Below are 21,452 nucleotides of genomic sequence, written 5' to 3'. Positions count from 1 at the left end.
ATCAGTTCGGGTGCAGGCCGCTGAATTCGAGCCCGAGCGCCTCCGGCATGCCGTACCGGACGTTCAGGCACTGGACGGCGTTTCCGGCGCCGCCCTTCACCAGGTTGTCCAGGGCCGAGATCACTGTGACGTGGCTCGCGCCCCGTTCCAGGGCGAAGCCCACGTCGCAGAAGTTGGAGCCGGAAAGGATCTTGGCGTCGGGGAACCGGTGCAGGCCGCGCCGGTGGGCGACGACGCGGATGAACGGCTCGTCCCCGTAGCGGGCGCGGTAGGCGGCCCGGATGGCCTTCTCGTCGGCCCCGGGCATGAGCGCCGCCTTGCACAGCAGCTGGACGCCCCGCACCGCCTCGACCCCGGTCGCGGTCATGCTGACGGGCAGGCCGGTGGCCTGCGCGATCTCGGCCTCGTGCCGGTGCCGGGTGGGGGCGAACACCCGGAGGGCGCCGCTCCGCTCGGCGTGCAGGTTCTCGGGTCCCGCCTTCGCGCCCGCGCCGCTGGAGCCGGTCTTGGCGTCCACTGTGAGCGCGCCCTGGATCAGCCCCGCCTCGGCGAGGGGGACGAGGGCGAGGATCCCGGCCGTGGCCATGCAGCCGGGCACGCTGATCCGGCTCGCCGTGCGCAGCCGCTCCCTGTGCAGCTCGGCCAGGCCCGGAACGAACGTGCCGATGAGGTCGGGCGACTCGTGCGGCACGCCGTAGTAGTCCTCGTACACCTGGGGGTCGCTCAGCCGGAAGTCGCCCGACAGGTCGATGACGGTGTCCGCCAGCGCGACGAAGTGCGGCATCCGGCGCATGGTCTCGCGGTGCGGGGTCGCCAGGAACAGCGCGTCGTAGTGGTCGAGCTGGTCTTCGGCGCAGAAGGCCAGCTTGGTCAGGCCGCGGAGATTCGGGTGGACACCGTCGATCGGGCGTCCGCGCAGTCCGCGTGACGTGGCCGCGGCGACCTCGACACCAGGGTGCGAGATGAGCAGGCGCAGCAGCTCGCCGCCGATGTAGCCTGCCGCTCCGACGACCGCTACGCGCAGCTTGCGATCACAAAGATTGTTCATTCCGTCCTCGCGATGAGGTGGGCCGCGATGGCGTCGGCCACGTCGGCATGGGAACCGTGTGCTTCCTGGAAGCCTCTGAATTCCACGCGGTCGTTGACCTCGAGCACGATGAGCCGTCCGTCGCCGTCCTCGATGAGGTCCACGCCCGCGATGTCGGCGCCGACCGCGGCCGCCGCGGCGACCGCGAGATCGGCGTGGTCGCCGCAGAGCGGGAGCCGCTCGCTCACCGCTCCTCTGGCCACGTTGGTACGCCACTCGGCGCTGCGGCGGTAGGTGCCGCCCAGCGCGCGACCGCCCACGACGAGCACGCGGATGTCGCGGTCGGCCTTGGGCACCTGTTCCTGCAGGTAGATCACGTGCGACTGCGGAGAGGGAAGGGCCTCGACGTGTTCGAGCACGGCCGTGGAGGTCTCGCGGTCGGTGACCCGGGTGACCAGCCGGCCCCAGGAGCCGACCAGCGGCTTGATCACGGCGGGGTAGCCGAGCTTGTCGAGCGCGGCCAGCGCCGACTGCGGCGTGAGCGCGAGGACGGTCCTGGGGGTCGGCAGCCCCGCGCCGAGCAGGGCCGCCGACGTGTGCCACTTGTCGCCGCTCACCTGCGTGGCGCGACAGGAGTTGACCACGGTCGCCCCTGCCGCCTCCAGGGCACTCGCCGCATAAAGCGCCCTGAAATGCCCGACTTCGCGATTGAGCACGAGCTTCTCGGCCCAGTCGGGCATCTCTGGATTTCCTGCGACGGACAGCGAGCGGGAGTCGAGATAATCGTACGAGACGCCGCGCCGTTCGAGCGCGGACATGATCGCTTTTTCCTCGAATCTCACCCGCGACGCGAGGACGGAAAGGCGTGGCGCCGGCATTGTTACTCGCCCCAGTCTTCCTCGACTTCGGGGGCGAGGGTGAGCGCCGGGGGCTCGACCGAGGCGATCTCCAGCTCGCTCCGGCAGTCCAGGCACTCGATGATCTCGCCCGACCGCGCGTCCGCCTCGATGGCCACCGGAGCCGCGCACTCCGGGCACTCCGCCGCCGCTTGCATCACCTTCTGCATGTGGATGCCCCTTCCGAAATAGGTGCATTTCATTTCACTGGTGACCGTAACCCGGCTGCTCGCGGAAACTCCAACAAATGCTGCTGTTCACAGTGAAAAAAGAAGCTTATCCTCGGATGTCAATAATCGGGTGGATGTTCCAGGATAAGTAATCGTTCTAGGTGAAGAGCGAAAAATGCCTATTCTGCCGCTTACGCTCACTTGGTAATCCATTATTCCCGTGGAAAGCGAGTTCCCATGCTGACGACTCCCGGACTCGGAACCGAGGCCACCCCGGGTGCGCTCTTCGCCTCGGCCGTCGCAGAAGGGGCCACGTCGGTGCCTTTCCGCAGCCATCTGCCGGCCGCCTTCCCGCTGTTCGCCACCCGGCCCCGATACACGGTGCGGCACCTGCTGAGAACCGCGGACGTGGCCGACGAGCCGTACACGTTCGTGTACGAGCCGCCGGCGGGCGAGCTCGGCGCGGCCGGGACGTCGTACGCGGCCACGCCCGAGGCGGCGTTCGCGCCACGGCTGGCCCAGGCGCGGCTCACCGACCTGAGTGTCACGCTGCCGCTCCCTGAGCCCGTCTCCGGCGGGCTCCTCGACGACCCGGCACTGCTCGCGCACTACATCGACTTCCGGGTGCTGGTCCGGCTCTCGGTCGTGGAGAACGAGTCGCTGCTGCACGGCACCGCCGACGGCGCGATCACCGGGCTTCTTGACCAGCCGGGCATCCGGCGCGCCACCACCGACCAGAGCCTCGAAGAGGCCGTCACCACGGCCGCCGCGCACGTCGAGGAGACGGGCGGATCCTGCGACGGCATCGTCGCGCACCCCTTCGTCTACTGGGAGCTGGTCCGCCTCGGCGCCCTCTCCCGCCTGGCCACGGCCGGCATCAAGGTGTCGAGGACCCGCATGATCCCGCGCGACCGGCTGCTGCTCGGCGACTTCAGCGCGGCGGCCACGCTGCTGATCCCCGGCGTGGCCGACATCACGCTCGACGGCCGGATGGTCCACGCCACCACCCGGGTGGGACTGGCCGTGCGGCTGCCCCAGCACCTGATGACGCTGTCGTGGGGCGGTGACCATGGCTGACCCGAGAGTCCTGTACATCACTGGCTGGATGCGCTGCGGCAGCACCCTGCTCGGCAACGTCCTGGGCGAGCTGCCCGGCGTCCTGCACGTCGGCGAGCTGCACTACCTGTGGCGCAACGGCGTGCTCGGCGCCGGGACGAACTCCACCTGCGGGTGCGGCAGCGACGTCACGTCGTGCGGCCTCTGGTCACGCGTGCTCGCCGAGGGCGGCGACGGCCGCCACGAGACGGCCAGGCGCATGGTGCGCGCGCAGCACGCGCTGCTGCGTACGCGTCACATCCGCGCCCGGCTCACCGGGTCGCGCGGGACGGCTCACGCCGTGCCGACAGCGGACGCAGCAGGCACGGTGGACACGGTGGACGCCACCCTCGCGCGGACTGCGGCGATCTACCGCAGGCTCGCCGGGCTGGGCGGCGAGCGGCTGATCGTGGACGGCTCGAAGTACCCGGCCGAGGCGGCGGCGCTGCTGGGCCGGTCCGACCTCGACGTGCGCGTGCTGCATATGGTCCGCGACCCGCGCCCGACCGCGTACTCCTACAAGCGGGCCAAGGACTACATCGACCCGATGAGCCCGGCCCGCAGCAGCGCCTACTGGACCGCGTTTAACCTCGCGTCCGAGCTGATCGGCCGCGCGCACCCTGGCCGCTATCTGCGGGTCAGGCACGAGGACCTGTGCCGCGACCCGCGCCGGGTGGTCGGCACGATCATGCGGTTCGCGGGCCTCGACGGCGACGCGCCGGTCGACGGGACCGGCCGGGTGTCGCTCGGCAGCAACCACACGGTGACCGGCAACCCAGACCGCCTGTCCACAGGCGAGGCCGTGATCCGCGCGGACGAGCGCTGGCGCGCCGGGCTGACCGCGCGCGAGATCGTCGCGGCCACCGGGCCGGCCCTGCCGCTGCTGGCCCGCTACGGTTACCCGCTCCTGCCGATCGAGGAGGCCGCGTCGTGGATCTCGGGCTGAAGGGCCGCGTCGCGCTCGTGGCCGCCTCCAGCAGCGGCCTCGGGCTCGCCGTGGCCGGCGCGCTCGCGGCCGAAGGCGCGAACCTGTCCATCTGCGGGCGCGATCCGGACAAGCTGGCCCAGGCCCACGTCGAGGTCAACGCGATGGGACAGGGAGACGTGCTCAGCGTCCCCGTGGACCTGCGTGACGAGCGCGCCGCGGCGTGCTGGGTGCAGCGGACCGCCGCCACCTTCGGCGGGATCGACATCCTCGTCACCAACACGGGCGGTGTGCCGTTCGGCCCGGTGGACGCCTTCGAGGTCGCCGACTACCGCGCGGCCGTGGACGCCAACCTGCTGCCGCACGTCAGCCTCACGCTCGCCGCGCTGCCCATGCTCAGGAAAGGCGGCTGGGGCCGGATCCTGATGATCGCCTCGGAGTCCGTACGTCAGCCGCACCCGGAGAGCGGGCTGTCGTCGGTCGCCCGCCTCGGCCTGCTCGGCTACATGAAGGGGCTGGTCCACGTCCTCGGAACCAGCGGCGTCACGGTCAACGTCCTGGCACCGGGGTTCCACCGCACACCCATTCTCGACGTGCAGTTCGGGGCCGACGTCGAGACGGAGCTGGCCCGCGTGGCCCAGCGGATCCCGCTCGGGCGGGTCGGGAACGTGGCGGATTTCGGCGCGCTGGCCGCCTTCCTCGCCAGCGAGCAGGCCTCGTACGTCACCGGAACGGTGCTGCTTGTCGACGGAGGCAACACCCGTGGCATCAGCTGAAGAGGAGCCGAAGATGTCCGTGCTCGGACACGTCGCCAGCACCCGCAAGGCGGCCCTGTACGTGATCAAGATCGGAAGCGCCAGCCTGGACCACGAGGAGGTCTTCGACGAGGTCGCCGGCCTGCGTGCCCGCGGTGCCAGGCTGCTGCTCGTGGCGGGCGGCGCGGCCGGGATCGCCCGGCACTACGCCGACATCGGCCGGCTCGTCCGGACGATGCGCCTGGGCGGCGGCGAGGTGCGCTACTGCCCGCCCGCGGAGATTCCGCACATCGTCGCCGCCTACGAGCAGGTGACCCTCCCCCGCGTGCGGCACGCGCTCTCCGAGCGCGGCCTGCGCGTGTTCACCGCGGTCGCGCAGACCGGCGCTCTGGTGTCCGCCCTGGCCAATCCGCCGGTACGGGCCGAGATCGACGGCCGGATGTGCGTGGTGCGCGACCATCGCGCCGGCACGGTGTGCGCGGTGGACGTCGACTGCGTCAACCAGCTGCTCGAGGTGTTCGACGTCGTGTGCCTGGCTCCGCCGGTCTCCGACGCCACGGGCGGCACGGCGCTCAACGTGGACGCCGACGTGCTCGCCGCGGAGCTGGCCAACGCGCTGGACGCTGACCACCTGCGCCTGGTCACCGGCACGGCGGGCCTGCTCGCCGATCCGGCGGACCCGGCCAGCGGGATCCAGCACGCCATCCGCGGCGAAGGCCAGGCGTACGCGCGGGGTCGCATGCGCCAGAAGGTGCGGGCCGCAGAGATCGCGCTGACCGGCACCGCGGACGTCGCGATCACCGGGCCGCACATCCTGTCACCCGCGTCCGGCACCCGTTTCTGGCGCGCGCCCGCGCCCGCCGGCGACCTGTCGCTGCTCGCCAGGACCGTGGAGATCTCCTCCGTCTCGTACGACGAGCGGGAGCTCGCGGAGTTCCTGGTGGACTGGTGCACGGAGCACGGCATCCACGCCGAGATCGACGAGGTCGGCAACCTGGTCGCCACCCGCGGCTCCGGACCGGAGCGGGTGCTGATGCTCGGCCATCTCGACACGGTCGCCCACCGCTGGCCGGTGCACTGGAACGGCGAGACCCTGTCGGGCCGCGGCTGCGTCGACGCCAAGGGCAGCCTGGTGGCGTTCCTGGAGACCCTGGCCGAGATGGACGTGCCCAGCCACGCGCAGGTCCGTGTCATCGGCGCGGTCGAGGAGGAGAACACCGCGCGCGGCGCGTGCTTCGTCCGGGACCACTATCCGGCCGACGCCGTCATCATCGGCGAGCCGAGCGGCGCGGAGGCGCTGACCATCGGCTACTACGGCCTGCTCAAGGTACGCCTGAGCGTCGCCGAGCCGGTCGGCCACACAGCGGGCCAAGGCGTCGTCACCGCCGCCGACCGCATGGTGCACGTCCTGAGCCGGCTGCGCGACGCGATCGCGGACACCTCGCCGAAGGCCATGATGGCCGTGCTCGGCATCCACGCGGTCAACGCCGGACATCTGCAGCAAGGGGAGGCCGTCTTCGATGTACGCGTGCCGCAGGAGACGCCGGTCGAGAACCTGGTCGCGCTGGTGCGGCAGGTCGGCGAGGCGGTCGGCGTGGAGGTGCTCAGGGCCACCCCGGGCGTGCTCACGCCCAGGACGAACGCGCTGGTGAAGGCGTTCTCGCGAGCCTTCCGCGAAGCGGGGACGACGCCACGGTTCCTGGCGAAGAAGGGCAGCAGCGACATGAACACCCTCGCCGCGACCTGGCAGGACGTTCCCATGGTCGCCTACGGCCCCGGCGACGCCGCGCTCGATCACACCCCCGGGGAGCGGCTGGACGCGACCGAGTTCAGGAAGGCCAGGGCGGTGCTGGCGACGGCGGTCACGAGCTGGGTCAACGAACGAGAGAGGACGACACCGTGACGATCACCACCGAAGGTCTCCACCTGCTGTCCCATCTGGACACCCTGGAGGCGGAGGCCGTCCACATCATCAGGGAGACCGCGGGCGAGTTCGAGCGGCCCGTCCTGTTGTTCTCCGGCGGCAAGGACTCGGCTGTCATGCTGCACGCGGCGCTGAAGGCGTTCGCGCCCGCGCCGCCGCCCTTCCCGCTGCTGCACGTGGACACCGGGCACAACTTCCCGGAGGTCATCCACTACCGGGACCGGATCGTCGCCGCGCGCGGGCTGCGCCTGCACGTGGCCTGCGTCCAGGACTACGTCGACCGCGGTGAGCTCGCCGACACGCCGGGCGGCTCGCGCAACCAGCTGCAGACCGTGCCGCTGCTGGACGCCATCTCCGCCGGCCGCTTCGACGCGGTCTTCGGCGGCGGCCGCCGGGACGAGGAGAAGGCGCGGGCCAAGGAGCGGGTGTTCTCGCCGCGTGACGAGTTCGGCATGTGGGATCCGCGGCGGCAACGGCCCGAGCTGTGGAACCTGTACAACGGCCGGCACGTCCCCGGCGAGCACGTCCGGGTGTTCCCGCTGTCCAACTGGACCGAGCTGGACGTCTGGCAGTACATCGACAGGGAGGAGATCGTGCTGCCGCCGATCTACTACGCGCACCGCCGCGAGGTGTTCCAGCGCCGCGGCATGTGGCTGGCCCCCGGCCCGTGGGGCGGCCCCAGACCTGGTGAGACGGTGCAGGAGCGGCTGGTGCGCTACCGCACGGTCGGCGACATGTCGTGCACCGGCGCCGTCGACTCGGAGGCCACCACCGTGGCGGAGGTCATCGCCGAGATCACGCAGTCCCGGCTGACCGAGCGGGGCGCCACGCGCGCCGACGACCGGGCGTCCGAGGCGGCCATGGAGGACCGCAAGCGGGAAGGATATTTCTGATGGAGACGACGCTGCTCCGCTTCGCGACCGCGGGCTCCGTGGACGACGGGAAGTCCACGCTGGTCGGCCGGCTGTTGTACGACACCAAGACGGTCCTCGCCGACCAGTTGGAGGCCATCGAGGCGGCCTCGCGGCGTCAGGGCCACGAGGGCGCCGCCCTCGCCCTGCTCACCGACGGGCTGCGCGCCGAACGCGAGCAGGGCATCACCATCGACGTGGCCTACCGCTACTTCGCCACACCGCGCCGGCGGTTCATCCTGGCCGACACGCCCGGCCACGTCCAGTACACCCGCAACATGGTCACCGGCGCGTCCGGCGCGGAGCTGGTGCTGCTGCTCGTGGACGTCCGCAAGGGCATCAGCGCGCAGACCAGGCGGCACGCCGCCGTCGCCGCCCTGCTCCGGGTCCCGCACGTCGTGCTCGCGGTGAACAAGATGGACCTCGCCGGGTTCTCCGAGGACGCCTTCGCGGGCATCGCGGAAGAGTTCACCGCGCTCGCCACCAGGCTCGGCATCCACGAGGTCACGGCGATCCCCGTCTCCGCACTCACCGGCGACAACGTGGCCACGCCCTCGCCCAACATGGACTGGTACGGCGGCCCCACCGTTCTGGAGCTGCTGGAGACGGTGCCCGCCGGCGCCGATCCCGCGCGCGCCGCGCTGCGGCTGCCCGTCCAGTACGTCATCCGCGCCGGCGGCCGTCGCGCCTACGCCGGGCAGATCGCGGGCGGCGTGCTGCGCGCGGGCGAGCGGGTCACCGTACTGCCGAGCGGGCGCAGCGCCACCGTGTCGGGCATCGACGTGCTCGGCACGTCGGCGCCCGTGGCGTGGGCGCCACAGTCGGTCGCCGTCGCCCTCGACGCCGATCTCGACGTGTCGAGGGGCGACCTCATCGTCGCCGCCAACGCGGCTCCCGAGCTGACGTGCGAGCTCGACGTCACCGTGTGTCACCTGCACGATCGGGCGCTGGCGCTCGGAGAGCGGGTGCTGGTCAAGCACGGCACCCGCACGGTCCAGGCCGTCGTCGAGGACATCTCGCCCTGCGCCTGGCTGGACGACCTGACCTGCGACCCGGCGGCGGACGTGCTGGCGGTGAACGAGATCGGGGAGGTGCTGCTGCGTACGGCGGCGCCGCTGGCGGTCGACCCGTACGCCGAGTCGCGCACGACCGGCGCCTGCCTGCTGATCGATCCGGACGACGGTTCCACCCGCGCCGCGGGGGTCGTCCGCGGCTGACGTGTCCGCGAGCCGGGACCCGCGCGACGGGGTCCCGGCTTCCGCCTGCGCGCCGTCCATCGGTTGCCGGCCTGGCGGGTCAGGCGATGGGCAGGTGGGCCAGGTAGCCCTGGACGTTGCGGCGGGTCTCCGCCACCGAGTCGCCGCCGAACTTCTCGGCAACGGCGTCGGCCAGCACCAGGGCCACCATGGCCTCGGCCACGATTGCGGCGGCGGGGACGGCGCACACGTCCGAACGCTGGTGGTGCGCCTGGGCGGGGCCGCCGGTGGTGACGTCCACGGTGGCCAGCGCCCTGGGCACGGTCGCGATCGGCTTCATCGCCGCGCGTACCCGCAGCGGCTCACCGGTGCTCAGCCCGCCCTCGGTGCCGCCGGAACGCCCCGACGTACGGCGGACGCCTTCAGGGGTCGGCACGATCTCGTCGTGCGCCCGCGAGCCCGGCACCCTGGCCAGGCCGAACCCGTCTCCCAGCGCCACGCCCTTGATCGCCTGGATGCCCATGAGAGCGGCGGCCAGCCGGGCGTCGAGCCGCCGGTCCCAGTGCACGTGGGAGCCGAGCCCGACGGGGACGCCGTAGGCCAGGACCTCGACCACGCCGCCGAGCGTGTCGCCGGACCTGCGTGCCCTGTCGATCGCGGCCACCATCGCCTCGCTCGCTCGTGCGTCCAGGCAGCGCACCGGATCGGCGTCCAGCGCCCCCGCGTCGCAGGGGGCGGGCAGGAGGCCGTGGGGAGCCCTGACGGTGGACAGCTCCACGACGTGGGAGACGATCTCGATGCCCGCCGTCTCCATGAGATAGGAACGAGCCACGGTCCCCAGCGCGACGCGGGCCGCGGTCTCACGCGCGCTCGCCCTTTCCAGCACGGGCCTGGCCTCGGTGAATCCATATTTCTGCATGCCCGCGAGATCGGCATGGCCCGGGCGGGGGCGGGTCAGCGGGGCGTTGCGGGCCACCCCGGCCAGCACGTGCGCGGCCACCGGGTCGGCCGCCATGACGTGCTCCCATTTCGCCCACTCCGTGTTGCCCACCATGATGGCCACCGGCGAGCCCAGGGTCAGCCCGTGCCGCACCCCGCCGATGAAGGTCACCTCGTCCATCTCGAACTTCATCCGGGCGCCCCGGCCGTGGCCCAGCCTTCTGCGGGCGAGCGCCCTCGCCACCATGCCGGTGGTGATGGGCACCCCGGCAGGAAGTCCTTCCAACGTCGCCACGAGGGCCGGGCCGTGCGATTCTCCGGCGGTCAGCCAGCGCAGTCTGCTCAACGGGTCTCTCCTTCACCGATAGTGGCGTGCCCGCACAACCCGGGCACGTGCTCGTACGGGTCCCCGCGACGGTGCCCGGCCGCGAGGAGGGGCCTCACTCGGCGAACGGGTAGCCGCGCAGGGCGTTCTGGAGGGCCTTTTTAGCGATCTTGACGAAGCTGGGCGTCGCCGCCCCGGTGGAGATGGCCAGGGTCACCGGGATGGGGCCGGGCGGGTCCGGCAGCGAGAACCTGACCGTGCGCGGCAGGCCCCACAGCTCGTCGCCGTTCGCGATGAGGCAGGCCACGCCCAGTCCGGCCTTCGCCGCCGCGCGTAACCCGACCAGCTCCGACCCCTCGTACGCGACCCGCCACGGAACGTCGGAGGCGTCGAACGCCTCCAGGATGCGGCTGCGCAGCGTGCACGGCTCGGTGAAGAGCGTCAGCGGCAGCGCCGCCCCCTCGCCGTGCGCCGGCTGGCCGAACCAGTCCATGCGCATGTGGCCGAGCTCGTACCCGGTGGCGGAGGCGCGCGGCGAACGCGGCTGCAGCAGCAGCGCCAGATCCAGCTGGCCGGTGATCACCTGGCCCTCCAGCGACTCGCTCAGTCCGGTCCGCACGCTGACTTGCGCGTGCGGCATGCCCCTGGTGAGCAGCCGCAGGATGTCGGGCAGCGCCTCCGCGAGCTGGTCGCCGATGCCGATCGACACCCGTACGTTCCCCGCGGGCGGCACGAACCGGTCGACGGCCTCGTCGTTGAGGGAGACGATCCTGCGGGCGTACCCGAGGAGTTCCTCGCCCTGGTGACTGAGCCGCAGCTCCCGCCCGGTGGAGATGAAGATGGGCCCTTTGACGAGGTTGCCGAGCTGACGGATTTGCTGGCTGATGGCGGGCTGGGTCACGTGTAACGCCTCCGCCGCCCGCCGGAAACCGCCGAGGTCGACGACGGTCACCAGAGCCCTCAGGCGGTTTATCTGCAGATCGTGATACATTTTCCCTTCCGTTCCAGCGAATTACCGTTGCGGATGTGAAAGCGGAAACCGCCGGGGAGCGGCGTGGCCGGCCCCCGGAGTTTCCCGGTTTCTCGTCCACATCACCTCCCGTGGCGAATCCGCCGTCCCTCCCGGCGCGAACCCCGTTCAACGGGCTGCCGCCGGCGGCGGCATCGGGGTCCTCGCCGGTCAGTACGGCAGGGGAACGCCGCTCGGGGTGCGTGTGTCGAGGTCGAGAGAGTTTCGGATGCAGGTCTTCTTCGACCGGCGGATCGTGCGATTTCTCTGGGATCTGCTGATCTGGAGCTGTCGCATGACGTCTCCCCCAATCTTTCGATATGGATGCGGCGAGCCTAGGTCGAGAAAATCTGAGGAGCCTACACATATGGCCACGGGCGGAGTGTGAATCTTTCACACTCCGGAAGTGACGCGAAAACTATGCCCGCCGGGGCCGCCGCTCCAGACTTTGGTGCGTCGGAACACCACACCTGACCCCGAGGGGGCTGCGATGACCACCACACTCGATTACACCGACTGGCGCGTCACCGAGTTCGTCATGGGTTCCTGGACGGAGCCGCGTGCCATCACCCACGTCGAGGACCTCGTCCGCATCGACGACCTCGACCGCCCCGCCCCCGGCTTCTACGCGCTTCCCAGCTACACCGGGTGAATGTCATGGACCGGGCGAATCCTCCGCTGATCGGCTTCAAACGCCACCTGCGAGCGACCACCGTTCCCGGGGAGGCCGTCTACCTCACCTCGGCACGGAAGACGATCGCACTGTCCGGGCCGCGGATCCAGGCGCTCGCCCCGCTGCTCGACGGCAGCCGCAGCCTGGCCGAGGTGCAGGAGCACGGAGGACTCTCGCCGATCGAGCTGGGACAGCTCATCGGCAAGCTGGCGCGGGCCAACCTGGTCGGGCCCCGCCGGCCCGCCGCCACCACGGGCGACGCCGCGGCCGAGGCGTACTGGGACCTGGCCCACATGGACGCCGACCAGGCCGTCTCGAACCTGGCGCGGGCGACCGTCCGGCTGCTCGCGCTGGGCGGCGTCGACGCCGCCCAGGCGGCCGAGACCCTGCGGTCCATGGACGTCACCGTCGGCGAGGCGCCCGCGACCTTTTCCCTGGTGCTCTGCGACGACTATCTCGACCCCGAACTCGAGCGGGTCAACGCGGACATGCTGGCGGACGGACGTCCCTGGCTGCTGGCCAAGCCGACGGGCGCCGACCTGTGGATCGGCCCGGTCTTCCAGCCAGGGACGGGCTCCTGCTGGTCCTGCCTGGCGACCAGGCTGCGCGGGCACCGGCGTGGTGAGCGGTGGCTGCGCGAGGCGCTGAGCGACCTGGTCGCCCCGCCGGAGGCCTCGCTTCCGCTCACCCGCGCGCTGGGCCTGCACCTCGCGGCGCTGGAGACGGCCAAGTGGCTGGCCGGTTCGCGCGACGAACGACAGAGCGCCGTGTGGACGCTCGACACCCTGTCGCTGGAGAGCGGGCGCCACCGCGTGGACCGGCGCCCGCAGTGCGCGGCCTGCGGTGACGCCGGCCTCGTCGCGGCCCGCGTCGCCAGGCCCGTGGCCGTCGTCTCCAGGGACAAGACGGCCGCCGGCGGCAACGGTCACCGCGCGCTGGCCCCCGAGCAGGTGTGGGAGCGGTATCGGCACCTGGCCGACACCGTCACCGGCATCACCGAGGAGATCCAGCGCGACCCCCGCAGCCCGTCCTTCGTGCACTGCTACCTGTCAGGACCGAATCTGGCCCTCGCCGACGACAGCCTCCCGGCGATCAGGATGGGCCTGCGCCAGCAGAGCGGCGGCAAGGGAAGCACCGACCTCGAGGCCAGGGTCGGCGCGCTGTGCGAGGCGGTGGAGCGGTATAGCGGCGCGCGTCTCGGTGACGAGCCCACAGTGCGGGGCAGCTACCACGACCTGGGCGCGGACCGGGCCGTGCATCCCGACGCGTGCCAGCTCTTCCACCGCCGGCAGTTCCACGACCGCGACGCCTGGAACGCGGCGAACATGGCCTTCCAGCGTGTCCCGGAACCCTTCGACGGCACGGAGGTCATCGACTGGACCCCGGTCTGGTCGCTCACCGCGAACTGCCACCGCCTGCTCCCCACCGACCTGCTCTACTTCACCAGGAACGGCCACGGATCGCTGCGCGCCGACTCCAACGGCAACGCCGCGGGCGCCAGCGTCGAGGACGCGATCGTCCAGGGTTTCCTCGAATTGGTCGAGCGCGACGGGGTAGCACTGTGGTGGTACAACCGCACCAGCCACCCCGCCGTGGACCTCGACTCGTTCGACGACCCGTGGATCGCCGACCTCCAGCGGCGCTACCGCGGTCTCAACCGCGAGCTCTGGGTTCTCGACATCACCTCAGACCTGGGTGTGCCGGTCATGGCGGCGGTCTCCCGGCGCGTCGACAAGCCTGCCGAGGACATCATGCTCGGCTTCGGCGCCCACTTCGACCCGCGGGTGGCAGCGCGCCGCGCGCTGACGGAGCTGGGGCAGCTGCTGCCGTCCGTCGTGGGCGCCCGCGCCGACGGCACCGGTTACGGGCCGGCCGACCACCACATCCGGCACTGGTGGTGGACGGCGACGACGACGAACCAGCCCTACCTGCGCCCCGACGGGCGCAGGCCCCCTAAGGACCTGACCGACTATGCGTACACACCGCGCGACGATCTGCGCGACGACATCGAGCACCTGCTCGGGCTGGCCCGCAGGCAGGGCCTGGAGGTTCTCGTCCTCGACCAGACGCGCCCCGACATCGGCATGCCGGTGGTCAAGGTCATCGTCCCTGGCCTGCGCCACTTCTGGGCGCGGTTCGCCCCCGGCCGGCTGTACGACGTGCCGGTCCGCCTCGGCCGGCTCGCCGCGCCCACGGCGTACGAGGACCTCAATCCCATCCCCTTGTTCCTGTGAACCATCCGAGTATGGAGTAGCGATATGTCCAGAGGGCCCTTCCCCCTGTGGTCCTTCCGCGAGGACGTGTACGTCGAGCCGGTGCCTCAACGCAGTGTCGTGGTGGTGCACAGCCGCTGGGAGGACACGACCCTGCCGAGTCCCCGACCCGCCGTGCTGGAGGCCATGCGGCGGATGAGCCTGGGGCCGATCTCTCTCGGCAACGTGATCCGCGAGGACGCGGACAGGCGGGAGCTGGCCGCGCTCCTCGACCGGCTACAGCATCTCGTGGTGCGTTCGTTCGGCCTCGACCCGGAGCAACCGCTGATCTCCGTGATCCCGCTCACCCAGCAGGCGCGCTTCCGGCTTCCGGAGACGCCGTTGGTGCACCCGGTCCGGCTGTCCAAGTTCGCGCTGATCAGAACCGACGGCAACCACTGCTCCATCGAGTCCCCGTTGTCGCTGCACCGGGTCATCCTGCACCGGCCGGACGCCATGGCCCAGCTCGGCGAGCTGATGCGGCCGGCCGTCCCGGCCGAGCAGGAGCCCGACTCGGTGATCACCTACCTGATGGCCGCGGGCATGGCGGTGCAGGCCGAGGAAGGGGATCCGTTCCAGCCGGTGCGCTTCGCGGAGGACTGCGACCCCGCTCTGGTCGCCTGGTCGCCGTTCGACCTCATGTTCCACACCCGCTCCACGCTGGGCCGGCACGATCACGACTTCGGGGCGACCTATCCCGTGGGTGAGCAGCGGGCCGTCGAGCCCGTGGTGAAGCCGAGCTCCGCCGAGGCCGCCATCCCGCTGGCGCGCCCCTCCTGGGACCGGCTGGCCGCGGCGGACCCGCGGCTGACCACCGCGGTCGAGGCCGCCGAACCCGGCTATCGCCACGCCGAGCGGCCGCTGACGGCGGAGGAGCTCGGCGAGCTGCTGTATCGGACGGCCCGGGTGCGGGCGCTGATCGGCTCGTCGCTGGAGAGCTCGGCCACCGCGACCAGCGACCGCCCCTACGCGAGCAGTGGAGGCCGCTACGAGCTGGAGTTGTACGCGATCATCGACAGATGCGCCGGAATCCCGCGCGGCGTCTTCCACTACGACCCCTTCGGCCACCGGCTCGAACCGATCCCCGCCGACCCGGCGGGCGCGGACGAGCTGCTGCAGACCAGCAGGGTGGCGGCCAACCTGGCGGGCACGCCGTCCGCGCTCCTCTTCATCACCGCGCGTTTCCGCAGGGTGTCGTGGAAGTACGACGGGATCAGCTATGCGCTGGTGCTCAAGAACGTCGGCGCGCTGAGCCAGACGCTCTCCCTGGTCAGCACCGCCATGAGGCTGTCCGTCTGCCGGATGGACAACGGCGACACCGACACCGCGCCCCGCGTGTTCGGCCTCGACTGGCGCGTGGAGTCGAGCGTCGGCGGCTTCGTCATCGGCCACCACGCCGGGCCCGACGTCGAGGGCCCGGCGGAGCGGTACGCGGTCAACGACGACGACTGGGCCGCCAGGGCGCGGGCCATGCTGACCTGATCGTGGATCTGTTGTACATTGCGTGCGGACCCCGGCTGCCGACGAGGGGGCCCCGTCGGGCTTCGGAGGAGAAGTCGATGCCTGGAGAGGCCGGTTTCGCGCAGCGCTGGCTGGCACGGCTGGTTCCCAGGTCACAGGGGGAGCTCAGGACAGGCGGGCTCGGCGCGCTGCGCATGGCTCGGGCGGTGACGATCGCGGTGCTGCTCGGCTATGTCGCCAACGTCTCGTTCTTCGTCTGGGTCGACGGTCTGCGCGGGCTGGGCCTGACGGGTTTCGGCATGTGCCTGGCCGTGTTGTTCCTGCTGCAGCTCGCGCATTCGACGGGTGACAGCCTGGCGTGGCCTGCCCGGACGCGGGTTCTGACGCTGTCGGCCCAGGCGGTGGTGACGTTCGCCCCTTTTCTCTGGGTCGGCCCGCAGGCCGGGACCATCGCCGGCTTCCTTGCCGGGTCCATGCTGCTGACCGTGACGGGCCCGTTCCGGTGGGCGCTCTACGCGCTGGTCGGTGGCGGTGTTCTGCTCGCCCTGTCGCCCGGCCAGGTCGACGCGGTGGGCCTGTTCTACGGTGCGTACTTCACGCTGCTGACCGGGCTCATGGTGTACGCCGTCAGCTCCCTGGCGACGCTGGTGGACATGCTGCACGCGGCGCGCGGCGAGCTGGCCAGGATGGCCGTGGTCAAGGAGCGCCTGCGGGTCGCCCGCGACCTGCACGACCTGCTCGGACACGACCTGTCGGCGGTGACGGTGAAGAGCGAGCTGGCCTACCGGCTGCTGCCCGCCGCCGCCGAGCGGGCCCGCGAGGAGCTCCAGGACGTCCTGGAGGTGGCCCGCCGGTCGCTGGCGGACGTCCGGGCGGTGGTGGGCGACTACCGGCCCATGTCGCTGGCCGCCGAGCTGGCCTCGGCCGAGTCCATGCTGGCGGCCGCCGAGATGCGGGTACAGGTCCGCAGCTCCGTGGAGGGCCTGTCAGAAAGGCTGGAGACCGTGCTGGCGGTCGTGTTGCGCGAAGCCGTCACCAACGTGTTGCGGCACAGCAAGGCGCAGCGCTGCGTGATCGAGGTGGCGGTGGACGACTGCCGGGTGCGGCTGCGCGTGGCCAACGACGGGGCCGAGCCGTCACCCGGTGCGGCCCCGTACGGAAACGGCTCCGGGCTGGGCAACCTCGAGGCCCGGTTGACGGCCATCGGCGGCACGCTGGAGGCGGTCCGGGTCGAGCACGGATGGTTCGAGTTGACGGCGGAGGCGCCGCTGCGGTCAGGGACGGCCGAGCGTCCGCCGGGTGAGACCGCTTCCTCCGGCGAGGTGGCCTCCCAGCCGTGGCACCTGCGGATGGCCCGGCTGGTCACCGTCGTGGTGCTGGCCGGATACGGCCTGCTGCTCTTGATCAACGTGCTCGCGTTGGAGCAACCGCCGGTGAATCTGGCCAGCTTCGTCGGGTGTGTCGCGATCCTGGTCGGCGCGCAGATCGTGATGTCGTTGCGGGACTCGCGTTCGTGGCCGGTGTGGGCCCGGTCCGGGACGCTGGCACTGCAGGCGGTGGTCACGGTGCTGCCGCTGGTGTGGATCGCCATGCCATGGGGGTCGATGGGCGGTTTCCTGGCTGGGTCGTTACTGCTCACGCTGGCCGGGTGGCGGCGGTGGGTCCTGTACGCGGCGGCCGGCGTGGGCGTGCTCCTGCTGTCCCTGGCCTATGGCGAGCCGCTGGAATGGAGCGCCTATCTGACGATCTCGACGCTGCTGACCGGGCTGGTGGTGTTCGGCGTCAGCTCCCTGGCCGGCCTGGTGAAGCAGGTCGACCAGGCCCGCGGCGAGCTGGCCAGGATGGCGGTGACGCGCGAGCGCCTGCGGGTCGCCCGCGACCTGCACGACCTGCTCGGACACGACCTGTCGGCGATGACCGTGAAGTCCGAGCTGGCCTTCCGCCTGCTGCCCCGGCTCGCCGGGCGGGCCAAGTCGGAGATCGCGGACGTGCTCGACATCGCCCGCAGGGCGGTCGCCGGCGTGCGCTCGGTGGCCAGCGGCTACCGGCACATGTCGCTGGCCGCGGAGGTCGACTCGGCCCTGTCCACGCTGACCGCGGCCGGAATCGACGCCCGCGTGGACGTCGCAGCGGACACGATTCCCGACGAGCTCGACGCGGTGCTCGCGATGGTGCTGCGCGAGGCCGTCGCCAACGTGTTGCGCCACAGCGACGGCGCCGAGTGCCGGATCACGGCTGACGGGGACGGGCGTGAGGTGTGCCTGAGGGTGGTCAACGACGGCGCCCGGCAGAGCCCGGTCCCCGTGCTGGAGAGCGGCACCGGCCTGGGCGACCTGGCAGGGCGGTTGCGGGCGATCGGCGGGCGGCTCACGGCCGAGGCGCACGACGGGACATTCCACCTGGTGGCCACCGCGCCCGCCGGTGCTCTCAGACCGCGGGTTGACAGCCAGGGCTGACTGAGGGTAAGGAGCCGGTGGCATTGCCTCTTCCCCGAGGATGAGTACGATTCGGGGCAGCAGACGGTTGGACCTGTGGCCTGATCCGATGGCGGATAGGGGCATTTCGGCGTGTGGCGCCGCACCCGGTCGCACGATGGCGGGGACCCTCGTTACCGCTGGGGCGTGAACAAGGGGAATGGGCATTGTTGTCGCTGAAGATCCTCCTCGCCGAGGACGTGCACATGGTGCGCGGCGCGCTGGCCGCACTGCTCGACCTGGAGCACGATCTGACCGTGGTGGCCCAGGTCGACACCGGTGACAAGATCGTGCCCGTGGCGCTGGAGACCCGTCCCGACGTGGCGATCATCGACGTCGACCTGCCGGTGCTCGACGGCCTGTCCGCGGCCGAGGAACTCCACGCGAAGCTGCCGACCTGCCGCACGCTGATCCTCACCGGCCTCGGCCGCCCCGGCACGCTGCGCCGCGCGTTGTCGGTGTCGGTCTCCGGCTTCCTGCTCAAGGACCAGCCCTCCGACAGGCTGGCCCAGGCCGTCCGCGAGGTGGCGGCCGGGCGGCGCATCGTGGACCCGCAGCTCGCACTGACCGCGTGGGACGTCGGCGAGATGCCGCTGTCGGGGCGGGAGGTCCAGGTGTTGCGGCTGGCCGCGGACGGCGCGGAGCCGCCGGAGATCGCGGCCGCCATGCACGTGTCGGTGGGGACCGTGCGCAACTACCTCACCAAGATCGTCACCAAGCTGAACGCCAGGAACCGCGTCGACGCCATCCGCATCGCGACCGAGGCCGGCTGGATCTGACGCGGGTCCGGCGGCGGCCACCGGGGCGTGCGGGCTCCCGGCGCGCCGCGCGGTCGATCGGCTGCGGGGCTCACTTCGGGGTGTACGTGAGGCCCAGGATGCCGTTGTCCAGCCTGATGACGTCGGCGAGCTTCAGGTACGTGGTGTCGATGCCGTCGTACAGGCGTCCGCCGCTGCCCGCGATCACAGGGAACAACCAGAACAGGTATTCGTCGACCAGCCCGTGCTTGAGCAGGGTGCGGCTGAGCGAGCCGCCGGTGCCGACCTTCAGGATGTCGCGGCCGGGCTGCTCCTTCAGCTTGGCGACCTCCTCGACGACGTCTCCCTCGATGAGGGTGGCGTTCCAGGTGGTCTCCTTCAGCGTGGTCGAGGCGACGTACTTGGGGATGGTGTTCAGCCGCACCGCGTAGTCGCCGAACTCCTCCTCCAGCCGCGGCCAGACCGGTGCGTGCGCCTCGTAGCTGAGCCGCCCGTACAGCAGGGCGTCGACGGAGAACATCAGGTCGCGGGAGCGCTGCTCGAACTCCCCTGCCCAGAACGTGCCCAGCCAGTTCTGCGGGGTGCTGATCTGGCCGTCCAGCGTCACCACACCCTGCTCGATGATCTTTCGCATGGTCGTCTCTCTTCTGGGTTCCGGTGTCTCTGCTGACGCGTCGACCGGGACAGCCCGGAATCGACACGAGGGTGGACATCAATTGAGGGAGAACGCGGCGCGGTCGGGTTCGGGGAGCCACTGGTGGCCCGGGCGAGGTGTCGCAGCAAGGCATGCCCGCCGTAGCCATGAGCGACCACGGCAACGTGCACGGCGCGTACGAGTTCTACCATGCGGCGCGCAAGGCGGGCGTCAAGCCGATCATCGGCATCGAAGCCTACGTCGCCCCCGCTTTCCGGCGTCGTCGGCAGCCGGTGTTCTACAGCGACAACCTCGCCCTGCGCAGGTCGAATGACGACACCGGCGAGGGGATGACGTCTCGGGGCGCGGGCCTGTACACGCACATGACCATGTGGGCGGCGGACGCGCAGGGGCTGCGGAACTTGTTCCGGCTCCAGTCGCGGGCCTGGCTGGAATCGTCGCGGGCGAAGGACCCGGCGCCCCAAGGGTTGCGCTGCCCGAATTGTGCTCACATGATCACACCGAGGTAATGATCATGACTTTCAGCGCTGAGCCCTCCCTCCCGGACCAGTCAGGCCGACTGGCGCTGGTCACCGGCGCCAACAGCGGCATCGGCTACGTCACGGCCCGCGAACTGGCCCGTCATGGCCCACGTCGTAGGCCGGCGTCCACAGCAGCAAGGGCCGGCTCTACCGGACGCTGGTCCGCATGATGTTGCGGGTCGCCTTCCGCCCCGCGGAGAGCGGCGCCAAGCCTTCCCTTCACGCGGCGACCGCCGCGGACCTGCCTGGAGGCAGCTTCATCGTGCCGCGAGGGCCGTTCCACGCGTACGGCTCCCCCACCCGGTGCACGCGTGCTCCCGGACTCCACGACGCCACCACCGCTCAGCGGCTGTGGCACCTGTCCGAGAAGCTCACCGGCGTCGACTACCGGTGGCCGGAGCCGGCATCCGGCTGACCGGCCACGCCGGGACGCGCGCGCGGCGTCGCTGAACACCTCCGGGGCGGCCCGCGTATCTCCTCATGACCTGCCGATCGTGAGGAGGCGTCCACCGTGGCCGTTCCCGCAGGAACCGGGCGGACCGTGACGGCCGTCGCGCTGGCGGCGGCCACGATGCTCGGCGCTCCCGGCACGGCCGCCGCCGACCCGTCTCCCGCCAGGGCCAGGCTGGTGAAACTCAACGAGCAGGCCGACCAGGTGGTCGAGCGGTACAACCAGGCCACGGAGGCCCACAAGAAGGCGAAGAAGGCGTACGACACCCTCAACGCCGAACTCGGGCGCCGGTCGGCCAGGGCCGATGGCCTGCGCCGGGACCTCGCCGCGCTGGCGGCCCGCGACTACCGGCTCGGGTCCTTCCCCGCCTGGAGCGGGCTGACCGGCCGGAGCGACCCCGAGGCGGTCCTGGGCTCCATGGCCTCCCTCGACCAGATCGCACAGGCCGAGGCGGCGAAGGTGCACGCCTTCGAGGTCGCGACCAAGGACCTGCGTGACCGGCGCGACCAGGCCAGGAGCGTCCTGCGCAAGGCCGACGCCGCACGCGACAAGGTGCGCGGCGAGAAGGCGAAGGCCGACAAGCTGGTCGACCAGCAGACCAAGCTCCTGCGCCGGCTGGGCATCTACAACAAGGGCAACCCGAGCAGCCCCGGCATCCCGTACACCGGGGCGGCCTCGGGCAACGCCCGCGAGGCGCTCGAATTCGCCTTCGCCCAGGTCGGCAAGCCCTACCAGTACGGTGGCACGGGCCCGGGCTCCTTCGACTGCTCCGGTCTCGTCCAGGCCGCCTGGCGCGTCGCGGGGGTCAAGCTGCCGCGCACCACGTGGAGCCAGTGGAGCTGGGGCGCCGCCCGCCGCGTCCCCCTGGACGACGTGGAGCCCGGTGACCTGCTCTTCAGCAAAGGGCTGGGGCACATGGGGATGTACGCGGGCGACGGGAAGATGGTGCACGCGCCGCAGACCGGAGACGTGATCAAGGTGGTCGACCTCGACGACTACTGGCGGGGCCGCCTGGCCGGCGCGGTCCGGCCCTGA

General features: G+C 71.4%; 20 protein-coding genes. 14 read left to right on the top strand and 6 right to left on the bottom strand.

Annotated features, from left to right (window positions below):
• Position 1: 1 nt before the first annotated feature.
• Genes argC through E1294_RS11430 form a run of 3 tightly spaced genes read right to left on the bottom strand, consistent with a single transcriptional unit; the run spans position 2 to position 2,093 of the window.
• On the bottom strand, positions 2–1,048 hold the full coding sequence (gene argC / locus E1294_RS11440; RefSeq protein ID WP_132507611.1) for an N-acetyl-gamma-glutamyl-phosphate reductase: 1,047 nt from the start codon (positions 1,046–1,048) through the stop codon (positions 2–4).
• Entirely contained in the window at positions 1,045–1,905 is an 861-nt protein-coding gene (locus tag E1294_RS11435) for a RimK family alpha-L-glutamate ligase (RefSeq protein ID WP_132507609.1), read from the bottom strand. The genes argC and E1294_RS11435 overlap by 4 nt, the downstream gene beginning before the upstream one ends.
• Before the next feature lie 2 nt (positions 1,906–1,907).
• Entirely contained in the window at positions 1,908–2,093 is a 186-nt protein-coding gene (locus E1294_RS11430) for a lysine biosynthesis protein LysW (RefSeq protein WP_132507607.1), read from the bottom strand.
• A 237-nt stretch (positions 2,094–2,330) separates the two neighbouring features.
• Between E1294_RS11430 and E1294_RS11425 the strand changes: the two genes are divergently transcribed.
• The 6 genes from E1294_RS11425 to E1294_RS11400 are packed head-to-tail and all read left to right on the top strand — an operon-like array spanning position 2,331 to position 8,920.
• The gene (locus E1294_RS11425) at positions 2,331–3,170 is read left to right on the top strand and encodes a family 3 encapsulin nanocompartment shell protein (protein ID WP_165977230.1); all 840 of its coding nucleotides are present in this window, start codon (positions 2,331–2,333) and stop codon (positions 3,168–3,170) included.
• Complete coding sequence (locus E1294_RS11420) at positions 3,163–4,134, top strand: sulfotransferase (RefSeq protein WP_132507605.1); 972 nt, start codon at positions 3,163–3,165, stop codon at positions 4,132–4,134. Before E1294_RS11425 ends, E1294_RS11420 begins: the two co-directional genes overlap by 8 nt.
• The gene (locus E1294_RS11415) at positions 4,119–4,889 is read left to right on the top strand and encodes an SDR family oxidoreductase (protein WP_132507603.1); all 771 of its coding nucleotides are present in this window, start codon (positions 4,119–4,121) and stop codon (positions 4,887–4,889) included. The genes E1294_RS11420 and E1294_RS11415 overlap by 16 nt, the downstream gene beginning before the upstream one ends.
• Before the next feature lie 13 nt (positions 4,890–4,902).
• Positions 4,903–6,771: a M20/M25/M40 family metallo-hydrolase gene (locus tag E1294_RS11410; RefSeq protein WP_132507601.1), complete on the top strand. Its 1,869-nt coding sequence runs from the start codon at positions 4,903–4,905 to the stop codon at positions 6,769–6,771.
• Complete coding sequence (gene cysD, locus E1294_RS11405) at positions 6,768–7,685, top strand: sulfate adenylyltransferase subunit CysD (RefSeq protein ID WP_220447672.1); 918 nt, start codon at positions 6,768–6,770, stop codon at positions 7,683–7,685. Before E1294_RS11410 ends, cysD begins: the two co-directional genes overlap by 4 nt.
• Positions 7,685–8,920, top strand: coding sequence for a sulfate adenylyltransferase subunit 1 (locus E1294_RS11400; RefSeq protein ID WP_132507599.1), 1,236 nt, complete (start codon positions 7,685–7,687; stop codon positions 8,918–8,920). Before cysD ends, E1294_RS11400 begins: the two co-directional genes overlap by 1 nt.
• Before the next feature lie 79 nt (positions 8,921–8,999).
• On the opposite strand, the gene aroC is transcribed toward E1294_RS11400, so the two are convergent.
• Entirely contained in the window at positions 9,000–10,175 is a 1,176-nt protein-coding gene (gene aroC / locus E1294_RS11395; protein ID WP_220447678.1) for a chorismate synthase, read from the bottom strand.
• 103 nt (positions 10,176–10,278) lie between these two features.
• On the bottom strand, positions 10,279–11,154 hold the full coding sequence (locus E1294_RS11390) for a LysR substrate-binding domain-containing protein (protein ID WP_132507595.1): 876 nt from the start codon (positions 11,152–11,154) through the stop codon (positions 10,279–10,281).
• Positions 11,155–11,662: 508 nt separating this feature from the next.
• Here E1294_RS11390 and E1294_RS52615 point away from each other — a divergent pair.
• The 5 genes from E1294_RS52615 to E1294_RS11370 all read left to right on the top strand — a co-directional run bounded on the left by E1294_RS52615 (position 11,663) and on the right by E1294_RS11370 (position 18,811).
• On the top strand, positions 11,663–11,824 hold the full coding sequence (locus E1294_RS52615; RefSeq protein WP_165977229.1) for a hypothetical protein: 162 nt from the start codon (positions 11,663–11,665) through the stop codon (positions 11,822–11,824).
• A gap of 5 nt (positions 11,825–11,829) precedes the next feature.
• Positions 11,830–14,079 carry a TOMM precursor leader peptide-binding protein gene (locus E1294_RS11385; protein ID WP_132507593.1) on the top strand — a complete coding sequence of 750 codons (2,250 nt, stop codon included), beginning with the start codon at positions 11,830–11,832 and terminating at the stop codon, positions 14,077–14,079.
• Positions 14,080–14,103: 24 nt separating this feature from the next.
• The gene (locus tag E1294_RS11380) at positions 14,104–15,579 is read left to right on the top strand and encodes a SagB family peptide dehydrogenase (RefSeq protein WP_132507591.1); all 1,476 of its coding nucleotides are present in this window, start codon (positions 14,104–14,106) and stop codon (positions 15,577–15,579) included.
• 77 nt (positions 15,580–15,656) lie between these two features.
• The gene (locus E1294_RS11375; protein ID WP_132507589.1) at positions 15,657–18,014 is read left to right on the top strand and encodes a histidine kinase; all 2,358 of its coding nucleotides are present in this window, start codon (positions 15,657–15,659) and stop codon (positions 18,012–18,014) included.
• A 188-nt stretch (positions 18,015–18,202) separates the two neighbouring features.
• On the top strand, positions 18,203–18,811 hold the full coding sequence (locus tag E1294_RS11370; protein ID WP_132507587.1) for a response regulator transcription factor: 609 nt from the start codon (positions 18,203–18,205) through the stop codon (positions 18,809–18,811).
• A gap of 70 nt (positions 18,812–18,881) precedes the next feature.
• On the opposite strand, the gene E1294_RS11365 is transcribed toward E1294_RS11370, so the two are convergent.
• Positions 18,882–19,424, bottom strand: a complete 543-nt coding sequence (locus E1294_RS11365; RefSeq protein WP_132507585.1) for a dihydrofolate reductase family protein — start codon at positions 19,422–19,424, stop codon at positions 18,882–18,884.
• Between the two features lie 152 nt (positions 19,425–19,576).
• Between E1294_RS11365 and E1294_RS11360 the strand changes: the two genes are divergently transcribed.
• The 3 genes from E1294_RS11360 to E1294_RS11345 all read left to right on the top strand — a co-directional run bounded on the left by E1294_RS11360 (position 19,577) and on the right by E1294_RS11345 (position 21,452).
• A complete protein-coding gene (locus E1294_RS11360) occupies positions 19,577–19,954 on the top strand; it encodes a PHP domain-containing protein (RefSeq protein ID WP_220447669.1) in 378 nt (125 codons plus the stop codon).
• A 178-nt stretch (positions 19,955–20,132) separates the two neighbouring features.
• A complete protein-coding gene (locus E1294_RS11350; RefSeq protein ID WP_132507583.1) occupies positions 20,133–20,381 on the top strand; it encodes a Rossmann-fold NAD(P)-binding domain-containing protein in 249 nt (82 codons plus the stop codon).
• Between the two features lie 96 nt (positions 20,382–20,477).
• Positions 20,478–21,452, top strand: coding sequence for a C40 family peptidase (locus tag E1294_RS11345; protein WP_246082948.1), 975 nt, complete (start codon positions 20,478–20,480; stop codon positions 21,450–21,452).

Source organism: Nonomuraea diastatica, from assembly GCF_004349015.1.
GTDB classification, from domain to species: Bacteria; Actinomycetota; Actinomycetes; order Streptosporangiales; family Streptosporangiaceae; genus Nonomuraea; species Nonomuraea diastatica.
This window is presented reverse-complemented; position numbering and strand designations above follow the sequence as displayed.